The organism is Streptomyces sp. CBMA156 (assembly GCF_014596515.1).
In the GTDB taxonomy this organism is placed as follows: domain Bacteria; phylum Actinomycetota; class Actinomycetes; order Streptomycetales; family Streptomycetaceae; genus Kitasatospora.
The window spans coordinates 1-18,826 of the sequence record NZ_MSJQ01000264.1 but is presented as its reverse complement, the minus strand read 5'-3'; the positions used below and the strand labels follow the sequence as shown (position 1 = coordinate 18,826).

The window sequence follows — 18,826 nt, the reverse complement described above, 5'->3', positions numbered from 1 at the left end:
CTTCGCTGCCGCGTCCGAGAACCGGACGCCCGCGACGGCCCCCGGCGGCCCCGACCCGGCGTAACCGCCCAGCCCCCGCTGCCGGGCGGTGGCCATGCCGCCCGGCAGCCCCCCGCGCCTCATGACAGGACCGTACGATGCCCGACCCCGACACCCCGACCGCCCCCCACGCCTGCTGCGGGCCCACCCGAACCGCCGTGACCCCCGTCGCCACGAGCGTCCCCCTCCGCCCGGCCGCCCGGCCCGCCACCGCGGGGGCCGGCCTGCGGGACACGATGATCGACCTGCCGGGCGGTGAGTTCCTGATGGGCTCGGCGGACACCGACGGCTTCGCCGGGGACGGGGAGGGACCGGTCCGCCCGGTCCGCGTGAGCGCCTTCCGGATCGACGCCCACGCCGTGTCCAACGACCACTTCGCCGCCTTCGCCGCCGCCACCGGCTACCGGACCGACGCCGAACGGCTGGGCTGGTCCTACGTGTTCGCCGGCTTCCTGCCCGCCGCACTGCGCCGGGGCGCGCCGCGCCCGGACCGTACCCCGTGGTGGTGCGGTGTGGCCGGCGCGACCTGGCACGCCCCCGAAGGCCCGGGCAGTTCCCTGGAGGGCCGGGGCGACCACCCGGTGGTCCACGTGTCCTGGGACGACGCGCAGGCGTACTGCCGCTGGGCGGGCAAGCGCCTGCCGACCGAGGCGGAGTGGGAGTACGCGGCGCGCGGCGGCCTGGCGCAGGCCCGCTACCCGTGGGGCGACGAGCTGGACCCGGAAGGGGAGTACCGCTGCAACATCTGGCGGGGCACCTTCCCGGCCAGGAACACCGCGGCCGACGGCCATCGCGGCACGGCCCCCGTCGACGCCTTCGAACCCAACGGCTTCGGGCTGTACAACGTGTCCGGCAACGTCTGGGAGTGGTGCGCCGACTGGTGGTCGACCGAGCACGCCGTCGGCGCCGTCGACCCCGGGGGCCCGGCGGACGGCCGCGACAAGGTCATCCGCGGCGGCTCCCACATGTGCCACCGCTCGTACTGCAACCGCTACCGGGTCGGCGCCCGTACGGCGAACAGCCCGGACAGCTCCAGCGGGCACGCCGGGTTCCGGTGCGCGGCGGACGCCCGCTGAGCGCCCGGTGGTCGGGTTTCGGCCATCCCCGGCGCACCTGCTTCCGGGATCTGCCGCAACTCGCCCACCCCGTGCGAACGTTGACGGGAACAGGGCTGCCGGTCGACGGGGGAGGGTGGTCGGAGCGTGGGTGCCGAGGTGCGTACGGTCGAAGTCCCGCTGGGGGACGGCACCGACGGGGTGCTGCGGGTGCAGATCCGTGAGGTCGACGAGTCGCTGACCCGGGTCGGGCGCGGCAACGGATCCGTGGCGCGGGCGTCGCGCTCCTTCGGGGAGATGCTGGACGGCATCCGGCCGGTCGCCGACAGCTTCGTGGGCCGGCTGAGCGGGCTCGTCCACCGGCCGGACGAGATCACGCTGGAGTTCGGCGTCTCCCTGTCGGCCGAGGCGGACATCGTGATCGCGAGCACGGCCACCGAGGCCAACTTCTCGGTGACCCTGACCTGGAACTCCCCGGCCCCGCGCGACACTCCGTGACGGGCGCGGGATGAGCACCGCGAGCGGGTCCGCGAACGCGGACGCCGCGCTGGGCTCCGCCATCGTCCGCGTCGCGGGCCCCGACGGGACGCCCGGCGGCGTCGGCTTCCTGGTCGCCCCGGACCTGGCCGTGACCTGCGCCCACGTCGTCACCGACGCGCTGGGGCTGCCGCGCACCCAGGTCACGGCGCCGGCGGGGGCCCTGACCCTGGACCGGCCGCTGTCCGGCACCGGCGGCTCGGTCGCGGCGGAGGTGGCGCACTGGGTCCCGATCCGGGCCGACGGCACCGGGGACGTCGCCGTCCTGCGGCTGGCGGCACCGGTCCCCGGCGCGACCCCCCTGGCCATGGCCTCGCCGGCGAGCGTGTGGCAGCACTCCGTGCGGGTCGCGGGGTTCCCCGGCAGCGCCCCCGGCGGCGTGTGGCACGCCGGGCGGCTGCGCGGCGCGACCGCCGAGGGGTGGGTGCAGCTCTCGGGCGCCGACCGGCAGGGCGTCCCCGTGGACAGGGGCTTCAGCGGCAGCCCCGTCTGGGACGAGCAGGTCGGGGCCGTCGTCGGGATGGTCGTGATCGCCCAGCTCTCCGGGGACCGGCAGAGCTTCATGATCCCCACGCGGACGCTGATCGCGCAGGTCCCGCCGCTCGCCCCGGTGCTCGCTCCGGCCGCCCCCTTCCGGGGCCTGGGGACCTACCAGGAGGCGGACGCGGAGGTGTACTTCGGCCGTGACGCCGAGGCGGCGGACGTGACCGCGCTCCTCGACGGGGGACCGCGGCCCTGCGTGGCCCTCGTCGGCCCCTCGGGCTGCGGGAAGTCCTCACTGGCCCTGGCCGCGGTGGTGCCGCGGATGCGGGCGCGGGGCCACGAGGTCCTGGTGGTGCGGGCCGCGGACGGGATACCGGTGCGCACCGCCCTCGCGGTGGAACTCGCCCGGCTGGCCCGGCCGGAACGGCCACTGGAACAGGCCGGGCTGCGGCACCTGGAGGAGTCCCTGACCCGCCACGGCCTGGCGGCCATCGCCCGGGCGGCCCTGGGCGAACGCGCCGGCCGGCTGCTCGTCGTCCTCGACCAGGCCGAGGCGGTGCTGACCGACCCCCGGCGGGCGGACGACGACACGGTGGGGCTGCTGTTCCCCGACCCGCACCCGCCGGGGCTGCGGGTGCTCGTCACGCTCCGGGCCGACTTCCTGGACACGGCCCTGTCGCACCCCGTCCTGGGCCCGGCCCTGGACCGGGCCGCCGTCCGCCCGCTGCTGCCGATGAGCAGGGCCCAGATGTCCGAGGTGATCCTGCGGCCGCTCGCCCGGATCCCCGCCGTCTCGTACGACCCCGGGCTGGTCGCCCGGATGCTGGACGACGCCGGCACCGAGCCCGGCGCCCTGCCCCTGCTGGGCTTCGTCCTGGCCCGGCTCTGGGACGAACGGGCCCTGGGCCGGCTGAGGTTCGCCGCGTACGAGGAGATCGGCGGGGTGCGGGGCGCCCTGGGCCGCCACGCGGAGGCCGCCTGGCGCGAGTGCGTCGGGGAGGCCGAGCGGGAGGACGCCCTGCGCCTGCTCACCGCGCTGGTCAGACTGGTGCCCGGGAGCGAGGCCCCGCTGCGCGCGGTGCTGGGCCGGGCCGAGGCGGGGGAGGAGCGGTGGCGGATCGCCGTCCGGCTCGCGGAGCGGCGGATCCTGGTCGTCGGCGCGGACCCGGAGCGCGGCCAGACCGTCGAGCTGGCGCACGAGGCGCTCATCGGCGCCTGGGACACCCTGGCCGACCAGGTGAAACGGGACCGGCAGTTCCTGACCTGGCACGCCGACTTCCGCCACGACCTGGAGCGCTGGCACGAGCTGGGCCGGGCCGGGGAACAGCTCCTGACGGGCGCGCTGCTCGACACCGCGGTTGCCAGGACCGAACACCGGGGGAGTGAACTCTCGGCACCGGAACGGGAGTTCCTCGAAGCGAGCCTGGCCCGACGGGCCCAGGAGGCGGCCCGGGCCCGCTGGTCCAGAAGACGCCGGCAGGCGGGCATCTCCACCCTGGGTGTCCTGCTCGCCGTCGCCGTCGTCGCCTCCACCCTGCTCCTGAGGGCCAACGGCGCACTCGACGAGGACCTGCGGCGGGCCGCCTCCCCGCAGCTCGCCCAGCTCGCGAGCCGGCTCGACGACGTGTCGCTCACCATCTCGTCCCTGATGAGCGCCGCCGCTTACCACACGGCCCCGACCCCCGAGGCGCGGACCGCCCTGTTCGAGCAGTACGTCCGGATGCGGCACGTCGAGCGGATCGCGCTGGAGGGCAGGGGCGAGATCCGGGACGCGTTCCTCAGCGAGGACGGTACGTGGGCCACGGCGGGCCTCGCCTCCGGTGACGTCCTGGGCGTGGACCTCGGGACGGCGTCGCCGCGCCTCTCCCAGATCAAGGACGGGAGCGCCCGGCTGGTCACGGCCTCGGTCGACGGCCGCACCGTCGCGCTCTCCACTTCCTACGGTCACCTCACGACGGGTACCCGGCAGGGTGACGGCAGTTGGCGAACCGTGAAGCTGCGGGACCTCGACCAGGCCCACCAGAACGCCAGGGCGGCCGCGGACCTCCGCTTCGACGCCCCGGCGCGGCTGCTGCTGGCCGCCTTCCCCGGCGAAGGGGTCTCGGTGTGGGAGACGGCGGGGGGAACCCGGGTCGGCGGCACGCTCGCGCCCCCTGCCGGGTGGAACGTGTCGAACGCCTGGTTCGGGCCGGACGGTGCCGCCGTGATCGGCCGGATCGTCCCGGACGGCGCCGCCGCGGGGGCGAACGGCCGGCTGGTGCGCTGGCAGCTGCCCGACGGCCGCCTCGACGAGGAGCCCTGGGGCAGCCAGGAGGCAGGGCAGGTCACGGTCAGCGCGGACGGTTCCACGCTCGTCCGGTGCACCGCCGAAGGAGTCCTCCAGGCCTGGGACCTGACCGGGCCGCCCAAGGTGAAGCACCAGTACGACACGAGCCAGCTGAGCCTGGTCTGCCCGCTGTACGTGCCCAGGCTCGACCGGACCGGGCGCTACCTGATCAACCCCGTCCAGCGGTTCGGGACCACGCTGGGCCGGTTCCGGTTCCTGGTACTGGACCTCCAGGAGGGACGGCCGGCCACGTTCGACCTGCCCGCCCCGGCCCAGCAGGACGAGGTCGTCGGCGACTCGGCCACACCGCCGGCCGTGAGCCTCGCGGGCCCTCCCGACGCGATGAAGGTGGCGGTCAGCGCGGGCGGCACCCTCGTCGTCGCCCGGGTGCCCGCGCCGACCCCCTTCGACACCGCCATGCTCACCGGCCTGATCAGGACCGTGAACGTGGACCACGAACGCGTCGCCGGCATCGACGCGGACGGCGCCACCCTGCGCCTGTGGGACCTGAAGACCCGTCGCCAGCTCGCGGCACCGCGCCCCTCGACCCCGCTCGCGCGCAGCTACCCGATCTTCAGCCCGGACGGCAGACGGCTGCTGACCGTGACGGCCGACGGCCTCGGGGTCCTCGTGTGGGACCTGAAACAGGGCGGCACCGGCCCCGAACTCGCCGAAGCCCGCCGCCTGGACCTGCCCGCTCCCCCCGGCATCGATCCGGCGCGCGCCGATCCCCGGACGGGCGAGACCCCGGCCTGGGTCAACGTCTGGTTCGACGGCGACGACCACGCGGTGGTCTCGGCCGTCTCCTACGTGTCCCGCTGGGACCTCGGGACCGGCACCCAGGCGGGGCGCACCTACCGGCCGTCGACCCAGGAACCGGTCGAGCTGTCGACCGCGGCCGCCAGTGTCTTCGGCGTGGCCCGTCCCGGCCGGCAACAGGTGGCGGTCCGCACGGGGGGAGACGAGATCCAGATCTGGGACTTCAAGGAGGGCAAGGTCGTCGAGACCTTCGACTCCGGGAACGGCACACCCCGGCAGATGGCCTTCGACCGGACGGGCCGGCTGCTGGCCGTGGTCACCACCGCCGGGGGCCTCAGGATCCGCGACATGGACGAGCACACCTGGCGGACGCTGGCCTACCAGGGCGTCCAGTGGCTCAACGGCTTCCCCTCCGCGTCCTGGCTGAGCACCACGGCCACGGCCAACTCGTTCACCTTCTGGGACGTGGACCGGGGTGCGGAGCGGTACCACTTCACTCCCGGCTACGGGGCCACGGGCGACTGGTCGGAGGACGGCGGGCGGCTCGCCTGGGTGGAGGGCTCGGCCGTGGACGTGCTGCCGCTCGACCCGGATACCTGGCGCGAACGGGCCTGCGCGCTGGCGGCCAGGGACCTGACCGCCAGCGAGCGCAAGCTCCTGCCCCCGGGCAGCCGCTCGGACGCCTGCGCGGCGCCGACGACGTGACCCCGTGGCGCCCGCCCGGCGCCCGGCCGGTGGACCGCCGGCGCCGGCCCGGCGGGCGCGGCGGCCGGGTTCCCGCCCGTCGCCCGTCACCCGGAGGGTGGGTGGGTCGTTGATCCGACTAACGCTGCTCCGCGGGGGCAGCGGCAGTCGGAAGCGGCCTGGAGGAGTCAGCGGGTGTCCACCGTCATCGATCCGTTCACCGGTGCCTACACGCCGGTCGGCGCGGAAGTCACCGCGTTCGACCTGCCGGTCACCGGCACCGTCCCGGCCGAGCTCAACGGCCGATACCTGCGCAACGGTCCGAACGGGATGCGGCCGGAGGACCTCAGGCCGCGGCACCTGTTCGCCGGATACGCCATGGTGCACGGGGTGCGGCTGCTCGACGGGCGGGCCAGGTGGTACCGCAACCGGCTGGTCCGCAGCGCCGCGGTGGCCGAGGCCCTGGGGGAGCGGGCCCGCCCCGGCGCCGCGCCGCGGATCGCCGACATCGCGCCCAACACCCATGTGATCGGGCACGCAGACCGCACCTACGCGCTGGTCGAGGGCGGCTTCCGCCCGTACGAACTCTCCTACGAGATCGAGACGGTGGGGGCCAGCGACTTCTGCGGCACGCTGCCCGACGGGTTCGCCGCCCACCCCAAGCTCGACCCGGTCACCGGCGAACTGCACGCGATCACCTGGCAGCGGGACAGCGCGGACCTGCGTCACCTGGTGCTCTCCCCCCAGGGCTCCGTCACCCGGGCCGTGGACATCCCGATGCCGCACCGGCCGGTGGTCCACGACATGGCGCTGACCCGGACCTTCGCCGTCGTCCTCGACCTCTCGGCGCGGCTCGGCACGGCCGACAACCTGGCGCGCAAGACCTATCCGGCGGTCTGGAACGAGACCGGCGGCGCCCGCGTCGGGCTGCTGCCCCGCGACGGCACCGAGGTCCGCTGGTTCGAGGTCGAGCCCTGCTTCGTCTTCCACACGCTCAACGCCCACGAGGACGGCGACCGGGTCGTCATCGACGTGGTCCGCTACCCGAGGATGTTCACCGGCGGCGCGCTGGACGGCCAGAGCAGCCCGACCCTGGACCGCTGGACCGTCGACACCGTCTCCGGCAAGGTCACCGAGACCCGGCTCGACGACCGGCCGCAGGAGTTCCCCGCCGTCAGCCCGGCGGTGGTCGGCGGCGCCCACCGCTACGGGTACTCCACCGTCGCCACCGACCTGCTGCGCCACCTCGCCGTGACGGACCGGCGGGAGGCCCTGCCCCCCGAGGCCGCCGGCGACGCGCTGATCAAGCACGACCTGAGCCGGCAGAGCAGCACCGTGCGGCAGCTCGGCGCGGGCCGCCACGCCGGAGAGGTCTCCTTCGTCCCGAGGGACGGCGCCCGGAGCGAGGACGACGGCTACCTGCTGGCCTACGTCCACGACCCGGGGCGGGGCGCGAGCGACCTGGTCATCCTCTCCGCCGAGGACTTCACCGGCGCCCCGATCGCCACCGTCCACCTGCCGGTACGGGTACCGGCGGGCTTCCACGGCAGCTGGATCCCCGACCCCGTCGTCCGAGAGGAATCCCCGTGAACAACCAGCCCAGCCAGCCCACCGCGGCCGAGGCCGTCGCCCGGCTGCGTACGGCCTTCCGTACCGGCCGCACCCGGCCGCTCGCCTGGCGCACCGAACAGCTGACCGGGCTGTGCGCCCTGCTGACCGGACACCGCGACGAGATCGCCGACGCCCTCCACGCCGACCTGGGCAAGCCGCGCACCGAGGCCGACCGCGCCGAAATCGACTCCACCGTACGGGAGATCGACCACACGGCGCGGCACCTGGAGCAGTGGCTGCTCCCCGATCCGGTGCCCGCCTCCTCGCTCACCCGGCTGCCGCCGGGAACGACCGCCCACACCCGGTACGACCCGCTCGGGACCGTCCTGGTGATCGCGCCCTGGAACTACCCGGTGCAGCTGGCGCTGGTGCCGATGGCGGGCGCGCTCGCCGCGGGCAACACCGTGCTGGTCAAGCCGAGCGAGCTGGCGCCGGCCAGCTCGGCACTGCTGGCGCGGCTGCTGCCCCGGTACGTCGACCCGGCGGCGGTGACGGTGCTGGAGGGCGGCCGGGAGACGGCCACCGCCCTGCTGGCCGAGCGCTTCGACCACGTCTTCTACACCGGCAACGCCGACGTCGGCCGGGTGGTGATGCGGGCCGCCGCCGCGCACCTGACCCCGGTCACCCTCGAACTGGGCGGCAAGTCACCGGTGTTCGTCGACCGGGACGTCGATCCCGAGGTCGTCGCCGCCCGGGTGGCCCGCGCCAAGTTCTCCAACGCCGGGCAGACCTGCGTCGCCCCCGACTACCTGCTGGCCGACCCGGCGACGGCCCGTGCGCTGGAGGGAGCGCTGGCCCGGGCGGTCGAGGACCTGTACGGCCCCGACCCGGCCCGCTCGGCGGAGTACGGACGGATCGTCAACGAGCGGCATTTCGACCGCGTCGTCGCCCTCCTCGACTCGGGCCGCACCGTGTTCGGCGGCCGGCACGACCGCGCGGACCGCTACATCGCGCCCACCGTACTGGCCGAGGTGAAGCCGGACGCCCCGGTGATGCGGGAGGAGATCTTCGGCCCCGTCCTGCCGATCCTCGACGTCGCCGGCCTCGACGAGGCGATCGCCCTCATCAACGACCGGGAGCACCCGCTGGCGCTCTACGCCTTCACGGACAACGGGGACACCCGGCGCAGGCTGGCCGAGGAGACCTCCTCCGGCGGCCTGAACTTCGGCCTCCCGGTGGCCCACCTGAGCATCCCGGAGCTTCCGTTCGGCGGAGTGGGGGAGAGCGGCTCCGGCCGCTACCACGGCCGCTGGTCGATCGACACCTTCAGCCACCGCAGGGCCTGCCTGGACGTGCCGCTGGGCTGAGCCGTGCCCGGCGGACGGCGGCGGGGGCCTGGTCGGACTCCCGCCGCCCGACGTCGCGCCGCCCGCCGCCTGACGCCCCGCCGTCGCCGACAGTGACCGCGTCACCCCTCCGGTACGACTGTCAGTGAGCCGCGCTAGGGTCCGTCTTCGAACCCCCGTCGTCCGCCCGGAGGGCGGGCGGGGCGGCGTTGGGGTGCGTGCATCGCAAGGCGGAGGAGGGAGCCACTGCGGAGCATTGGCGACCGACGACAACGCGGCGAGGTGCGTGCCCCGGCGTCGCCCCGCAGGCGGGGGTTCGAAGACGGACCCTGGGTTCCTGATCATCAGCCGGAGCAGTGGAGGGGTGTCGTGACCGACCGTACGAGCGAGCCGATCAGCTGGGACGAGGTGCGCGCGCTCATCGCCGCCCGGATCCCGCAGGGCGTGATCGACCGGCTCTTCCCGGTACCCGCCACCGACCTGCGCCACCTGCGCACACCGCTGCGCAGACTCCGCACCGAGCTGGTGCGCGAACTCTCCTCCGGCGACATCCCCCGCTACGTCGCCGCGTACGACCAGCTCGCCGCCCTGCAGCTCGCCGGGATCCTCTCCGCCGCCACCGCGGCGGAGGCCCACGACTGGCTGACCACCCGCCGCCTGCTCGACATCACCTGGCCGCGGCCCGGCGGCGGGTCCACCAACCCCGACATCCACACCCTCCTGCTGGCCCTGCTCCGGCCGCACCGCGATGCGGCGTTCCACCACGAACTCGCCGGCCGGCTCGCCGCCTGGCTGCCCGCGCGAGGCGACGGCTCCCGCTGGTTCATCCTGAACGGCCTCGCCGTCTGGTCCGGCGCCGAACCCCCCGCCACCGACGGGTACGTGACCGGCTGGATGCGCGAAGGCAGCCTGATGCGCTCCTCCCACCACCGCGAGATCGGCGAGTGGTTCGCCGACCGGGGCCTGCGCGAACCGGTGCCGCACCACGACACCCTGCTCTCCTGGCTGCGCGCCCGGCCCCGGCTCGTCGAACTCGTCCGCCGGCTCTTCGAAGTCCCGGACGTCGGAACCGAGTTCGCCGATCCCTACGCCGCCCGATCCGGGCCCGACGACGCATGGCCCACGGCACTCACCGCCCTGGCCGGCGAAGGCCTGCTCGACCGCGCGGAACTGATCGACCGCTGCCTCGGGCGCCTCCTGCGCGGCGACCGGCCCGGCAACCTGCGCGGATTCCTCCACCTGTACGCGGCACTGGCACCCGACGCCGAGGAGGTCCTCGCCCGGGCCGGCGACCACGTCCGGCTGGCCGCCGACGGCGCGCCCGCCGCCGCCAAGGCCGCCCAGGCGGCGCTGCACACCGTGGACACCCGGCTGTCGGCCGAACTGTTCACCGAACTCACCGCCGCGGTACTGGCCCGCCCGGAGAAGGCACTCGCCACCGCCCAGCTGAGCCGGGCCGACGCCGCGCTGCGCCGCGACCCGGCCGGCGCCGACGGCCTGCTGCCCGCCGTCGCCGTGGCCTTCACCCATCCGGCCCCCGCGGTCCAGGAACGCGCCCTGGGTCTGGCCGCCCGTCACCTGCCCCACGCCACCCCCGCCACCGCCGAGGCCGTGCGCGCCGCCGCCACCGGTCTCGGCCCCGCTCTCCAGCCGGAGGCCCGCCGCCTGCTCGCCGTCCCGGACGCGACCGCCGGATGGCAGGACGACGCGCCCGTCGCCCTCGCACACCCGGGGCCCGCCGCGCTGCCGGCGGCCCCCGCCGGGCCGCTCGACCTCACGGAGCGGCTGGGCGCCCTGATGGCCGACCGCCTGCCCAGCCCCGGTGAGTTCGAGGTCGTGTTCGCCGCCCTCGTCGCGGAGCACCACCGCGACCCGGCCGCGCTGCGGACGGCCCTCGCCCCGCTCGCCGCCCGCCGCGTCGACCACCCGGTGCCGGTCTGGGAGGCACGACGCATCGGCGGAGCACTCGGCTGCCTGCTCGACGCCCTGACCGGCCGACCCCGGGAGTCCGCCGCGCAGGCGACCGACCTGCTCGGTTACCCGCTCTACCTGCGCACCCCAGCCGTGATCCCCGCAGTGCGCGCCAACGAAGCGGCGTGCCGGATCACCGACGCACCGGTGCCGCTGCTGCTCGCCACCCCCACCGCCGGCGACGGCACGATCGACCCCGCCGTGCTCGGCGAACGGCTCGCGGCCTACCGGGCCACCGGCGCCCGCCCGTGGCCCGCGGACCTGGCCCAGTCGCTCCTCCGGGTGCCCCCGCACGCGCTGGCGGCCGTCCGCGCCACCGCCGCCGCACTCGGTTGGGCCCTGCCTCCCGACACGGCGCCGCCGGCACCCGACCGGTTCCACGTCCAGACCCCGGCCATGCCCGAGCGGAGCCTCGACAACGGCTTCACCCCGCCCACCCTTCCGCGCATCGCCCCGTGCGCCGTCATCGGGGCGCCCGCACCCGACGGCGTCACCGGACTGGTCCACACCCTCCCCGACCCGGCCGAGACCGGCCGGTTCAACGGAGTGGCCGTGACGCAGCCCACCGAACTGGCCCACCTGCCCTGGGCGGCGCCCTGGCACCCGGAGGCCGTCGCCGCACACGGCCTGCCGGCCGTGGTGCTCCAGGCGGACACGACGAGCGGCTCCGGGGGCACCAACCCCCTGCTGCCCCGGATCGCCGAGCTGCCGGGCGAGTTCGGCCCGGTGAGCCACCTGCTGCTCGCCTATGGGCTGACCGCCGTCGGGGCGGACCACCGCACCGCCGCACTGGACGCCGTGCTCGCCATGACCGCACGCGGCCGGCTCCGGCCGGAGGTGCTCGGTGCCTGGCTCGCGCAGCTCTGGGAGCTGTCCGTGGCCAAGCCGAACCGGGTCCTTCCCGTCCTGGCCGAAGGCGCGCGCGGCGGCGCGGGCCGGACGGTGTGGGAGGTGCTCGCGGCCCTGATCACCGGGCTCGCCGCCGAGCCGGGCCGGCGCGGGCTGGCGGACGCCCTGGTGCTGGCCGCCGAGTGCGCGGCGGCCGAAGGCATCCGCACCACCCTGCCCGTACTCGACGCCCTGACCGCACCGGCCGCACCCCGCCGGGTCCGGACGGAATCGGCCCGCCTGGCCGGGATCCTCGCGAGCTGACCGGTCCGGCCGTCGGCCACGCCGTCCGTACCGGCCCGGGGGCGGGTCAGGGCAGCAGCAGGCCGGCGAGCTCGTCGAGCAGTTCGGTGACCCGGCGGGCCTGCTCCGGGTCCGGGAGGGCCTTGGCGATGACCGGCTCGGCGGGCCGGGCGACGTGTGAGCGGATGGCGTGCCTGGCCACCTCGGAGGCGGTCAGCAGGGTGCGCCGCCCGTCGGCCGGGTCGGGGGCGGCGTCGAGCAGGCCCTGTTCGCGCAGCCGGGCGACGGAGACCGAGACGTGGCTCTGGGCGAAGCCGGTCCTGACCCGGATCTCCTGGACGGAGGTGGCGGGGTGGCGGTACACGTCGGCGATCACGGCGATCTCGCCGGCGGTGAGGTGCTCGGAGGCCGGGTCGATGATCAGGGCGCGGCCGAGTTCGGTCAACCGCTTGCCGAGTCTGAGGAGTTGCACGCCGTCCATGTCCGACAGAATACATCTTCACTGATGCATCGGTGGCGATGTAGATTGCCTGGCATGACGACCTCAGAACCGTTCAGCCCGGTCTCCCGCACCGCCCTGTCCGTCGCCCGGGTGCGGGCCTACGAAAGCTCCCGTCCCACCCCGCTCTTCGTCGACCCGTACGCCGCCGCGTTCGTCACCGCCGCCGGACTGCCGCTCGACTTCTCCGGTACGGGCAGCAGCCTCGGCAGGGCCCTGGTCGCCCACGGCATCCTGCGCACCCGCCACTACGACGACCGGCTGCTCGACGCCGGCGCCGACCAGGTGGTGCTGCTGGCGGCGGGCCTGGACACCCGCGCGTACCGGCTGGACTGGCCGGCCGGCACCCGGGTGTTCGAACTCGACCTGGACCCGGTGCTGGCCTTCAAGCAGCAGGTGCTGGACGGGCTCGGCGCCACGCCGCACGCCGGACGCACCGCCCTGCCCGCCGACCTGCGGGACCGGCAGTGGCCCGACCGGCTGGTCGCGGCGGGCTTCGACCCGGCGCGCCCCTCGGCCTGGCTGGCCGAGGGACTGCTGGTCTACCTGACCGCCGAGGAGGCGGCCGTTCTGCTCACGACGGTGACCGGGCTGGCCGCCCCGGGCAGCCGGCTGCTGCTGGAGCAGGGCCGCGACGTGAGCCGCACGCCCCACGACCCGGAGCTGGCCCACCTCACTGCACTGTGGCGCGGTGGGCTCGGGCCCGGCACCGACGGCTGGCTCGACGGGCACGGCTGGACGACGGAGGTCACCACCCTGGTGCGGCTCGGGGAGGCGTACGGGCGCTCGCTCCCGGACCCGTCGGCCACGACGGCGTTCATCGAGGCGCGGCGGCGCCCGACCGGCTGACGCCGCTGCCGGAGGCCTGCCCGCCCGGGATCAATAAGTGGCCTGCCCGGTCACCGAGCTGACGATTCGTCATGTCGGGCCGGCTGGGGCGGCCAGGTCCCGGCGACCAGGACGCCGGTGGCGTAGGCGCGGGCGACCAGGGCGGTGCGGTTGGGGACCCGCCAGCGGCGGGAGAGCCGCGCCAGGTGGTAGTTGACCCCGTCCGTGGTGACGCCGATCTCGCGGGCGATCTGCGCGGTGGTGTCGCCCCGGGCCGCCGCGGCCAGGATCCGCGCCTCGACCGGGCTGACCTCGGTCCGCGGGCCGGGCGTGGCCTCGCTCGCGGGCTCGGCGGCGCGCAGCGAGATCAGCAGGTTCGGGGTCTGCTCCGGGGTGTCGCCGACCAGGTCGACGGTCATCTCGCCGTGCCGCTCCCGCCCGCCGACCGATGTCCAGGAGACCCGCGCCGGGTACCGCGAGCGGCGGTGCAGCCGGACGGCCTCGGTGAGCGCCTGGAGCGTGGCGCTGTCCCACAGGGTGAAGAACTCCAGAATCCTACGGTTGTGCAACTCGCCCGGCAACCGGCCGAATTCGGCCGCCATCGCACGGTTGACGATCAGGATCCGGCCGCCGAACTCGCACACCACGATCGGCAGCGGCACGTGGTCCAGCAGCCGCAGCGCCCGGTTGCGCCAGATCACCGCGGCGTCCCGGCCGCCGTCGGGTACGGGCGCGCAGCCCTCGTTCGTCCGCATGTGTGGTTCTCCTCCCCGTGGCGCCCGCGCGCACCAGAGCTGACGGTCCGTGGGCAAGTCCGCGGGCACCCCCGGCACTACACAATCATGTAGTGACTGCGGTCCGCGGTTCCGCCCGGTGGGCGCAGAGTGGAGGAAGCGATAAGTTTCCTGCCGTGGGAGGGGCCCACCGATGACCGAGACCGTGGAGAGCACGACCGAGGGCGAGCACGTGGCCGGGGCCGGGCGCGGCGCCGTCCCCCTGGTGGACATCTCGTCCGCGCCGCCGGTCGCCGTCCCGATGCTGCGCACCATGGACCTGGCCAGAGAGCACGGCCCGGTCTTCTGCCAGCGGCTGCACGGCCGGGACGCCCTGATCGTCAGCGGGCTGGAGCTGGTCGAGGAACTGGCCGACGAGACCCGGTTCACCAAGTCGATCGGGCCCGGCCTGGAGAACGTCCGCCAGTTCACCGGGGACGGCCTGTTCACCGCCTACAACGACGAGCCCAACTGGGCCAGGGCGCACGACATCCTGATGCCCGCCTTCGCGCTCGGCTCGATGCGCACCTACCACCCGGTGATGCTGCGGGTGGCCCGCCGGCTGGTCGCCTCCTGGGACCGCAGGGAGGGCGCCGGGCTGCCGGTGGACGTGCCCGGCGACATGACCCGGATGACCCTGGACACCATCGGGCTGGCCGGCTTCGGCTTCGACTTCGGCTCCTTCGAGCGGGACGAGCCGCACCCCTTCGTCGAGGCGATGGTGCGCTGCCTGGACTGGGCGATGACCCAGCTCACCCGCGACCCGGAGGCGGACCACCGCGAACGCGACGCCGCCTTCCGGGCCGACGCCGACTACCTGGCCGCCGTGGTGGACGAGGTGATCGCCGCCCGCGCCGGAGAGGGCGTCCAGGGCCCGGCCGAGGACCTGCTCGGCCTGATGCTCGGCGCGGTGCGCCCCTCGGACGGCAGCCGGCTGGACGCCGAGAACATCCGCAACCAGGTGATCACCTTCCTGATCGCCGGCCACGAGACCACCTCCGGCGCGCTCTCCTTCGCGCTGTACTACCTGGTCAAGAACCCGGCCGTGCTGCGGCAGGTGCAGCGGGAGGTGGACGGACTCTGGGGCGACCAGGCCGATCCCGAGCCCGGCTACGAGGACGTCGGACGGCTGCGCCACACCCGGCAGGTGCTCAACGAGGCGCTGCGGCTGTGGCCGACGGCGCCCGCGTTCAGCCGGGAGGCGCGCGAGGACACCCTGCTCGGCGGCCGCATCCCGCTGCGCGCCGGGGAAACGGTCTTCGTCAGCACGCCGATGCTGCACCGCGATCCGGTGTGGGGCGACAACCCGGAGCTGTTCGACCCGTCCCGGTTCGACCCCGAGCGCGAGCAGGGCCGCTCCCCGCACGCCTTCAAGCCCTTCGGCACCGGCGAACGCGCCTGCATCGGACGACAGTTCGCGCTGCACGAGGCCGTCATGCTGCTGGGCATGCTGGTCCACCGCTACCGGCTGATCGACCACGCCGACTACCGGCTGAGCCTCAAGCAGACGCTCACCATCAAGCCCGACGGGTTCACCCTCGGCCTCGCCCGGCGCACGCCCGTCCCGGTCTCCGCCGCGGCGGCGGCCGTGGAGCGGCGGGTCGGCGTGCCGGCCGAGCGTCCCGGGAGGGTCCGCCGGGGGACCGGACTGCTGCTCCTGCACGGCTCGAACTACGGGGCCTGCCGGGAGTTCAGCCGGCAGCTCGCGGAGGCCGCCGCCGACCTCGGCTGCGAGACCGAGATCGCCCCGCTGGACGCGTACGCGGACGGGCTGCCCACCGGCCGGCCGGTGGTGGTCACCGCCGCCTCGTACAACGGGCAGCCGACCGACGACGCGGCCCGTTTCGTCCGCCGGCTCCAGGAGTCCCAGGAGTCTTGGGAGTCTCAGGGGGCCGACGGGGCCGAGGCGGGCCGGCCGGCCGCCGGGGTCGAGTACGCGGTGCTCGGCATCGGTGACCGCACCTACGCCGCGACCTACCAGCGCGTCCCCGCCCTGATCGACGACCGGCTCGCCGCGCTCGGCGGCACCCGGCTGCTGGCCCGCGCCGAGGCCGACGCCTCGGGCGACCTGGCGGGCGCCGTACGGCAGTTCACCGAGGAGCTGCGCGAGGCCCTGCTGGCGCGGTACGGGGACGCCGACGCCCCGGCCGCGTCGGAGCCGGAGGCGGCGTACTCGGTGACCGAGGTGACCGGCGGCCCGCTGGCCGCGCTGGCGGCCCGGCACGACATGGCCGAGCTGACCGTCACCGCCGTCGGCAGCCTGACCGACCCCGCCTACCACCGGGTGAAGCGGCTGGTCCGCCTCGCGCTGCCGGAGGGCACCGGCTACCGGACCGCCGACCACCTGACCGTGCTGCCGGCCAACGACCCGGTGCTGGTCGAGCGCGCCGCCAAGCTGTTCGGCGCGGATCCGGAGACGGTGCTGGGCATCGTGGCGCACCGGCGCACCGGACCGGCCGTCGACCGGCCGCTGACGGTGCGCGAACTGCTCACCCGGCACGTCGAGTTGCAGGACCGCCCGAGCGCAGGGCAGCGCGCCGCGCTGGCCGCGCTCAACCCCTGCCCGCCCGAGCGGGCCGCGCTGGAGGCGCTGCCCGAGGACGACCCGCGCACCCTGCTGGACCTGGTCGAGGACCACCCCGCGGTCCAGGAGCGGCTCACCTGGCCGGTGCTGCTGGAGCTGCTGCCCCCGATCCGGCCGCGGCACTACTCGGTCTCCTCCTCGCCCACCGGCCGTCCGGACGAGGTGGAGCTGATGGTCTCGGTGCTCAGCGGTCCGGCCCGCTCGGGCCGGGGCACCTTCCGCGGCACCGGCTCCGGCCACCTCGACCGGGTGGCCGTCGGCGACACCGTGCTGGCGCGGATCCAGCCGTGCCGGGAGGCGTTCCGGATCGGCCACCGCACGCCGGTGGTCATGATCGCGGCCGGGACCGGCCTGGCGCCCTTCCGGGGAGCCGTCGCGGACCGCCGGGCGCTGCTCGCCGAGGGGGCCGAACTCGCCCCGGCGCTGCTCTACTTCGGCTGTGACGACGCGGACGCGGACTACCTGCACCGCGGCGAGCTGGAGGCCGCCGATGCGGCCGGCGCGGTCTCGATGCGGCCGGCCTTCAGTGAGCGTCCGCAGGACGGGCGGCGCTTCGTGCAGGACCGGATCGCGGAGGAGGCGGCCGAGGTCTGGGAGCTGCTGGACGCGGGCGCCGAGGTGTACGTGTGCGGCGACGGGGCCAGGATGGCGCCTGGCGTCAGGGCGGCCTTCCGGGCGCTGTACCGGGAGCACACGCCGGGGGCCGACGAGCGGCGGGCGCGGGCCTGGCTCCAGGGCCTGATCGAGGCCGGGCGGTACGTCGAGGACGTGTACGCGGGCTGACCGGTCGCCCCCGGACACGGCCGTCGGCCCGCCGCACCGGTGCGGCGGGCCGACGGCTCGGACGGCTGGGTGTCAGTACACGCTGACGTTGTACGCGGAGAGTGCCGCGTTCACCGGCTGGTAGAAGGTCGTCCCGCCCGAGGTGCAGTCGCCGCTGCCGCCCGAGGTGAGGCCGAGTGCCTTGGCGCCGTCGTACAGCGGGCCGCCCGAGTCGCCCTGTTCGGCGCAGACGTTGGTCTGGATCAGGCCGGTGACGGTGCCGCCGCCGGTGTAGCGCACGGTGGCGTTGAGCCCGGTGACGGAGCCGCCGTGGGTGCCGGTGGTCGAGCCGGTGCGCTTCACCGCCTCGCCGACGTAGGCGTTCGGGGCGGAGGTGAAGCCGCCGGGGTGGCTGAGTGCGGAGTTGTCGTAGCGGACCAGGGCGTAGTCGTGGCCGGGGAAGGTCGTGCTGACGGTCGGCCCGATCCTGGTGGTGTGGTTGGCGTCGGTGTACCAGTCGGAGGCCACGTTGCCGCAGTGCCCGGCGGTCAGGAAGTAGTGGGTGCTGCCGCTCACCACGTTGAAGCCGAGCGAGCAGCGGTACTGGCCGCCGTAGATGGCGTCGCCGGCGGCGACCAGCGGGGTGAACACGCCGCTGACCCGGTGGATGGCCAGGGTGGACGCGGCGGGCCCGGCGGCGCCCATCAGCTTGGCGATCGACGCCGGGGACACGGTGCTGTCGGCGGTCACCACGACGCGTCCAGCGGCCTCGTCGACGTACCAGGCGGTGCCGTCGACCTCGGCGTTCAGGACGGCTTCGCTGACCGCCGACAACTGCTCCGGCGGGGCGGTGCGGGTGGGAGCGGCGGCGGCGCCCGGCGCGGCGACCGCGGTGGCGGTCAGCAGGCCGAGGGCCGCGGCGAGCAGGCGGAAGTGGCGTGTGGTGCCGGTGCGGGGGGTCCTGCGCGTGGTCCTCACCGATCTCCTCCTGGGGGGTGAGCGGCCCTGGGGGTCGGGGCCGTGAAGCGCGGTCAGGCGGTGGGCGGAGTCCGGCCGGGGCTTTCCGGAAGCGCGGCGGATGATCTGCTCCTGACAGACACTGACCGGAAGTATGAGGAAACGGACCGTTCGGTACAAGCTTCCTGAGGGGGTGTCGGCGGACCCGCGGGCCGGGGAGGGAGCCCGCGGATCCGCCGTTCGGCGGCTTCCCGGCGGCCGGAGCCCGCGGCCCTACCGGGCGGGCACCGGCTCGGGCCCGGCCAGTCGCCGGCCACGGTGGAGGGCGTGCAGGGACAGCGCGCAGATCACTCCGAGGGCGCACAGCGCGAGCCAGGGGAGCGCGGCGAGCCCGGCCGCGCGGGCGGCGTCCAGGGCCGCGCCGGTCAGCAGGTTCCCGAGGGTGATGCCGACCCCGCAGACGGTGTTGTAGAGCCCGTAGTGGGTGGCGACCAGTCGGTCCCCGGAGAGCCGGACGACGGTGTCCATCTCGAAGGGGTAG

11 protein-coding genes and 1 pseudogene are annotated in these 18,826 nt (G+C 75.3%); 8 read left to right on the top strand and 4 right to left on the bottom strand.

The annotated features are described in order from the left end of the window. The first annotated feature begins 137 nt into the window (after positions 1–137). The 6 genes from BU198_RS22205 to BU198_RS22180 all read left to right on the top strand — a co-directional run bounded on the left by BU198_RS22205 (position 138) and on the right by BU198_RS22180 (position 11,903). The gene (locus BU198_RS22205) at positions 138–1,115 is read left to right on the top strand and encodes a formylglycine-generating enzyme family protein (protein ID WP_188298608.1); all 978 of its coding nucleotides are present in this window, start codon (positions 138–140) and stop codon (positions 1,113–1,115) included. A gap of 126 nt (positions 1,116–1,241) precedes the next feature. Next, positions 1,242–1,592: a CU044_2847 family protein gene (locus BU198_RS22200; RefSeq protein WP_317620260.1), complete on the top strand. Its 351-nt coding sequence runs from the start codon at positions 1,242–1,244 to the stop codon at positions 1,590–1,592. A gap of 10 nt (positions 1,593–1,602) precedes the next feature. Then, positions 1,603–5,904, top strand: coding sequence for a trypsin-like peptidase domain-containing protein (locus BU198_RS22195; protein WP_188298607.1), 4,302 nt, complete (start codon positions 1,603–1,605; stop codon positions 5,902–5,904). Positions 5,905–6,078: 174 nt separating this feature from the next. After that, positions 6,079–7,473 carry a carotenoid oxygenase family protein gene (locus BU198_RS22190; protein ID WP_317620259.1) on the top strand — a complete coding sequence of 465 codons (1,395 nt, stop codon included), beginning with the start codon at positions 6,079–6,081 and terminating at the stop codon, positions 7,471–7,473. Continuing rightward, entirely contained in the window at positions 7,470–8,801 is a 1,332-nt protein-coding gene (locus BU198_RS22185; RefSeq protein WP_188298606.1) for an aldehyde dehydrogenase family protein, read from the top strand. Before BU198_RS22190 ends, BU198_RS22185 begins: the two co-directional genes overlap by 4 nt. Before the next feature lie 348 nt (positions 8,802–9,149). Next, positions 9,150–11,903, top strand: a complete 2,754-nt coding sequence (locus BU198_RS22180; RefSeq protein ID WP_188298605.1) for a DUF6493 family protein — start codon at positions 9,150–9,152, stop codon at positions 11,901–11,903. Between the two features lie 46 nt (positions 11,904–11,949). Here BU198_RS22180 and BU198_RS22175 read toward each other — a convergent pair whose 3' ends face one another. Further along, positions 11,950–12,363, bottom strand: a complete 414-nt coding sequence (locus tag BU198_RS22175) for a MarR family transcriptional regulator (RefSeq protein ID WP_188298503.1) — start codon at positions 12,361–12,363, stop codon at positions 11,950–11,952. Positions 12,364–12,417: 54 nt separating this feature from the next. On the opposite strand from BU198_RS22175, the gene BU198_RS22170 reads away from it, so the two are divergent. Beyond that, positions 12,418–13,230 (top strand): SAM-dependent methyltransferase, encoded by an 813-nt coding sequence (locus BU198_RS22170; RefSeq protein WP_188298504.1) that lies wholly within the window; start codon positions 12,418–12,420, stop codon positions 13,228–13,230. Positions 13,231–13,280: 50 nt separating this feature from the next. On the opposite strand, the gene BU198_RS22165 is transcribed toward BU198_RS22170, so the two are convergent. Continuing rightward, on the bottom strand, positions 13,281–13,964 hold the full coding sequence (locus BU198_RS22165; protein ID WP_188298505.1) for a helix-turn-helix transcriptional regulator: 684 nt from the start codon (positions 13,962–13,964) through the stop codon (positions 13,281–13,283). A gap of 172 nt (positions 13,965–14,136) precedes the next feature. Here BU198_RS22165 and BU198_RS22160 point away from each other — a divergent pair, with 172 nt between their 5' ends. Further along, positions 14,137–17,349, top strand: a complete 3,213-nt coding sequence (locus BU198_RS22160) for a cytochrome P450 (protein ID WP_188298506.1) — start codon at positions 14,137–14,139, stop codon at positions 17,347–17,349. A gap of 72 nt (positions 17,350–17,421) precedes the next feature. On the opposite strand, the gene BU198_RS22155 is transcribed toward BU198_RS22160, so the two are convergent. Then, positions 17,422–18,306 (bottom strand): S1 family peptidase, encoded by an 885-nt coding sequence (locus tag BU198_RS22155; RefSeq protein WP_188298507.1) that lies wholly within the window; start codon positions 18,304–18,306, stop codon positions 17,422–17,424. Between the two features lie 252 nt (positions 18,307–18,558). Then, positions 18,559–18,826: pseudogene (locus BU198_RS22150) on the bottom strand (MFS transporter); the annotation flags it as partial.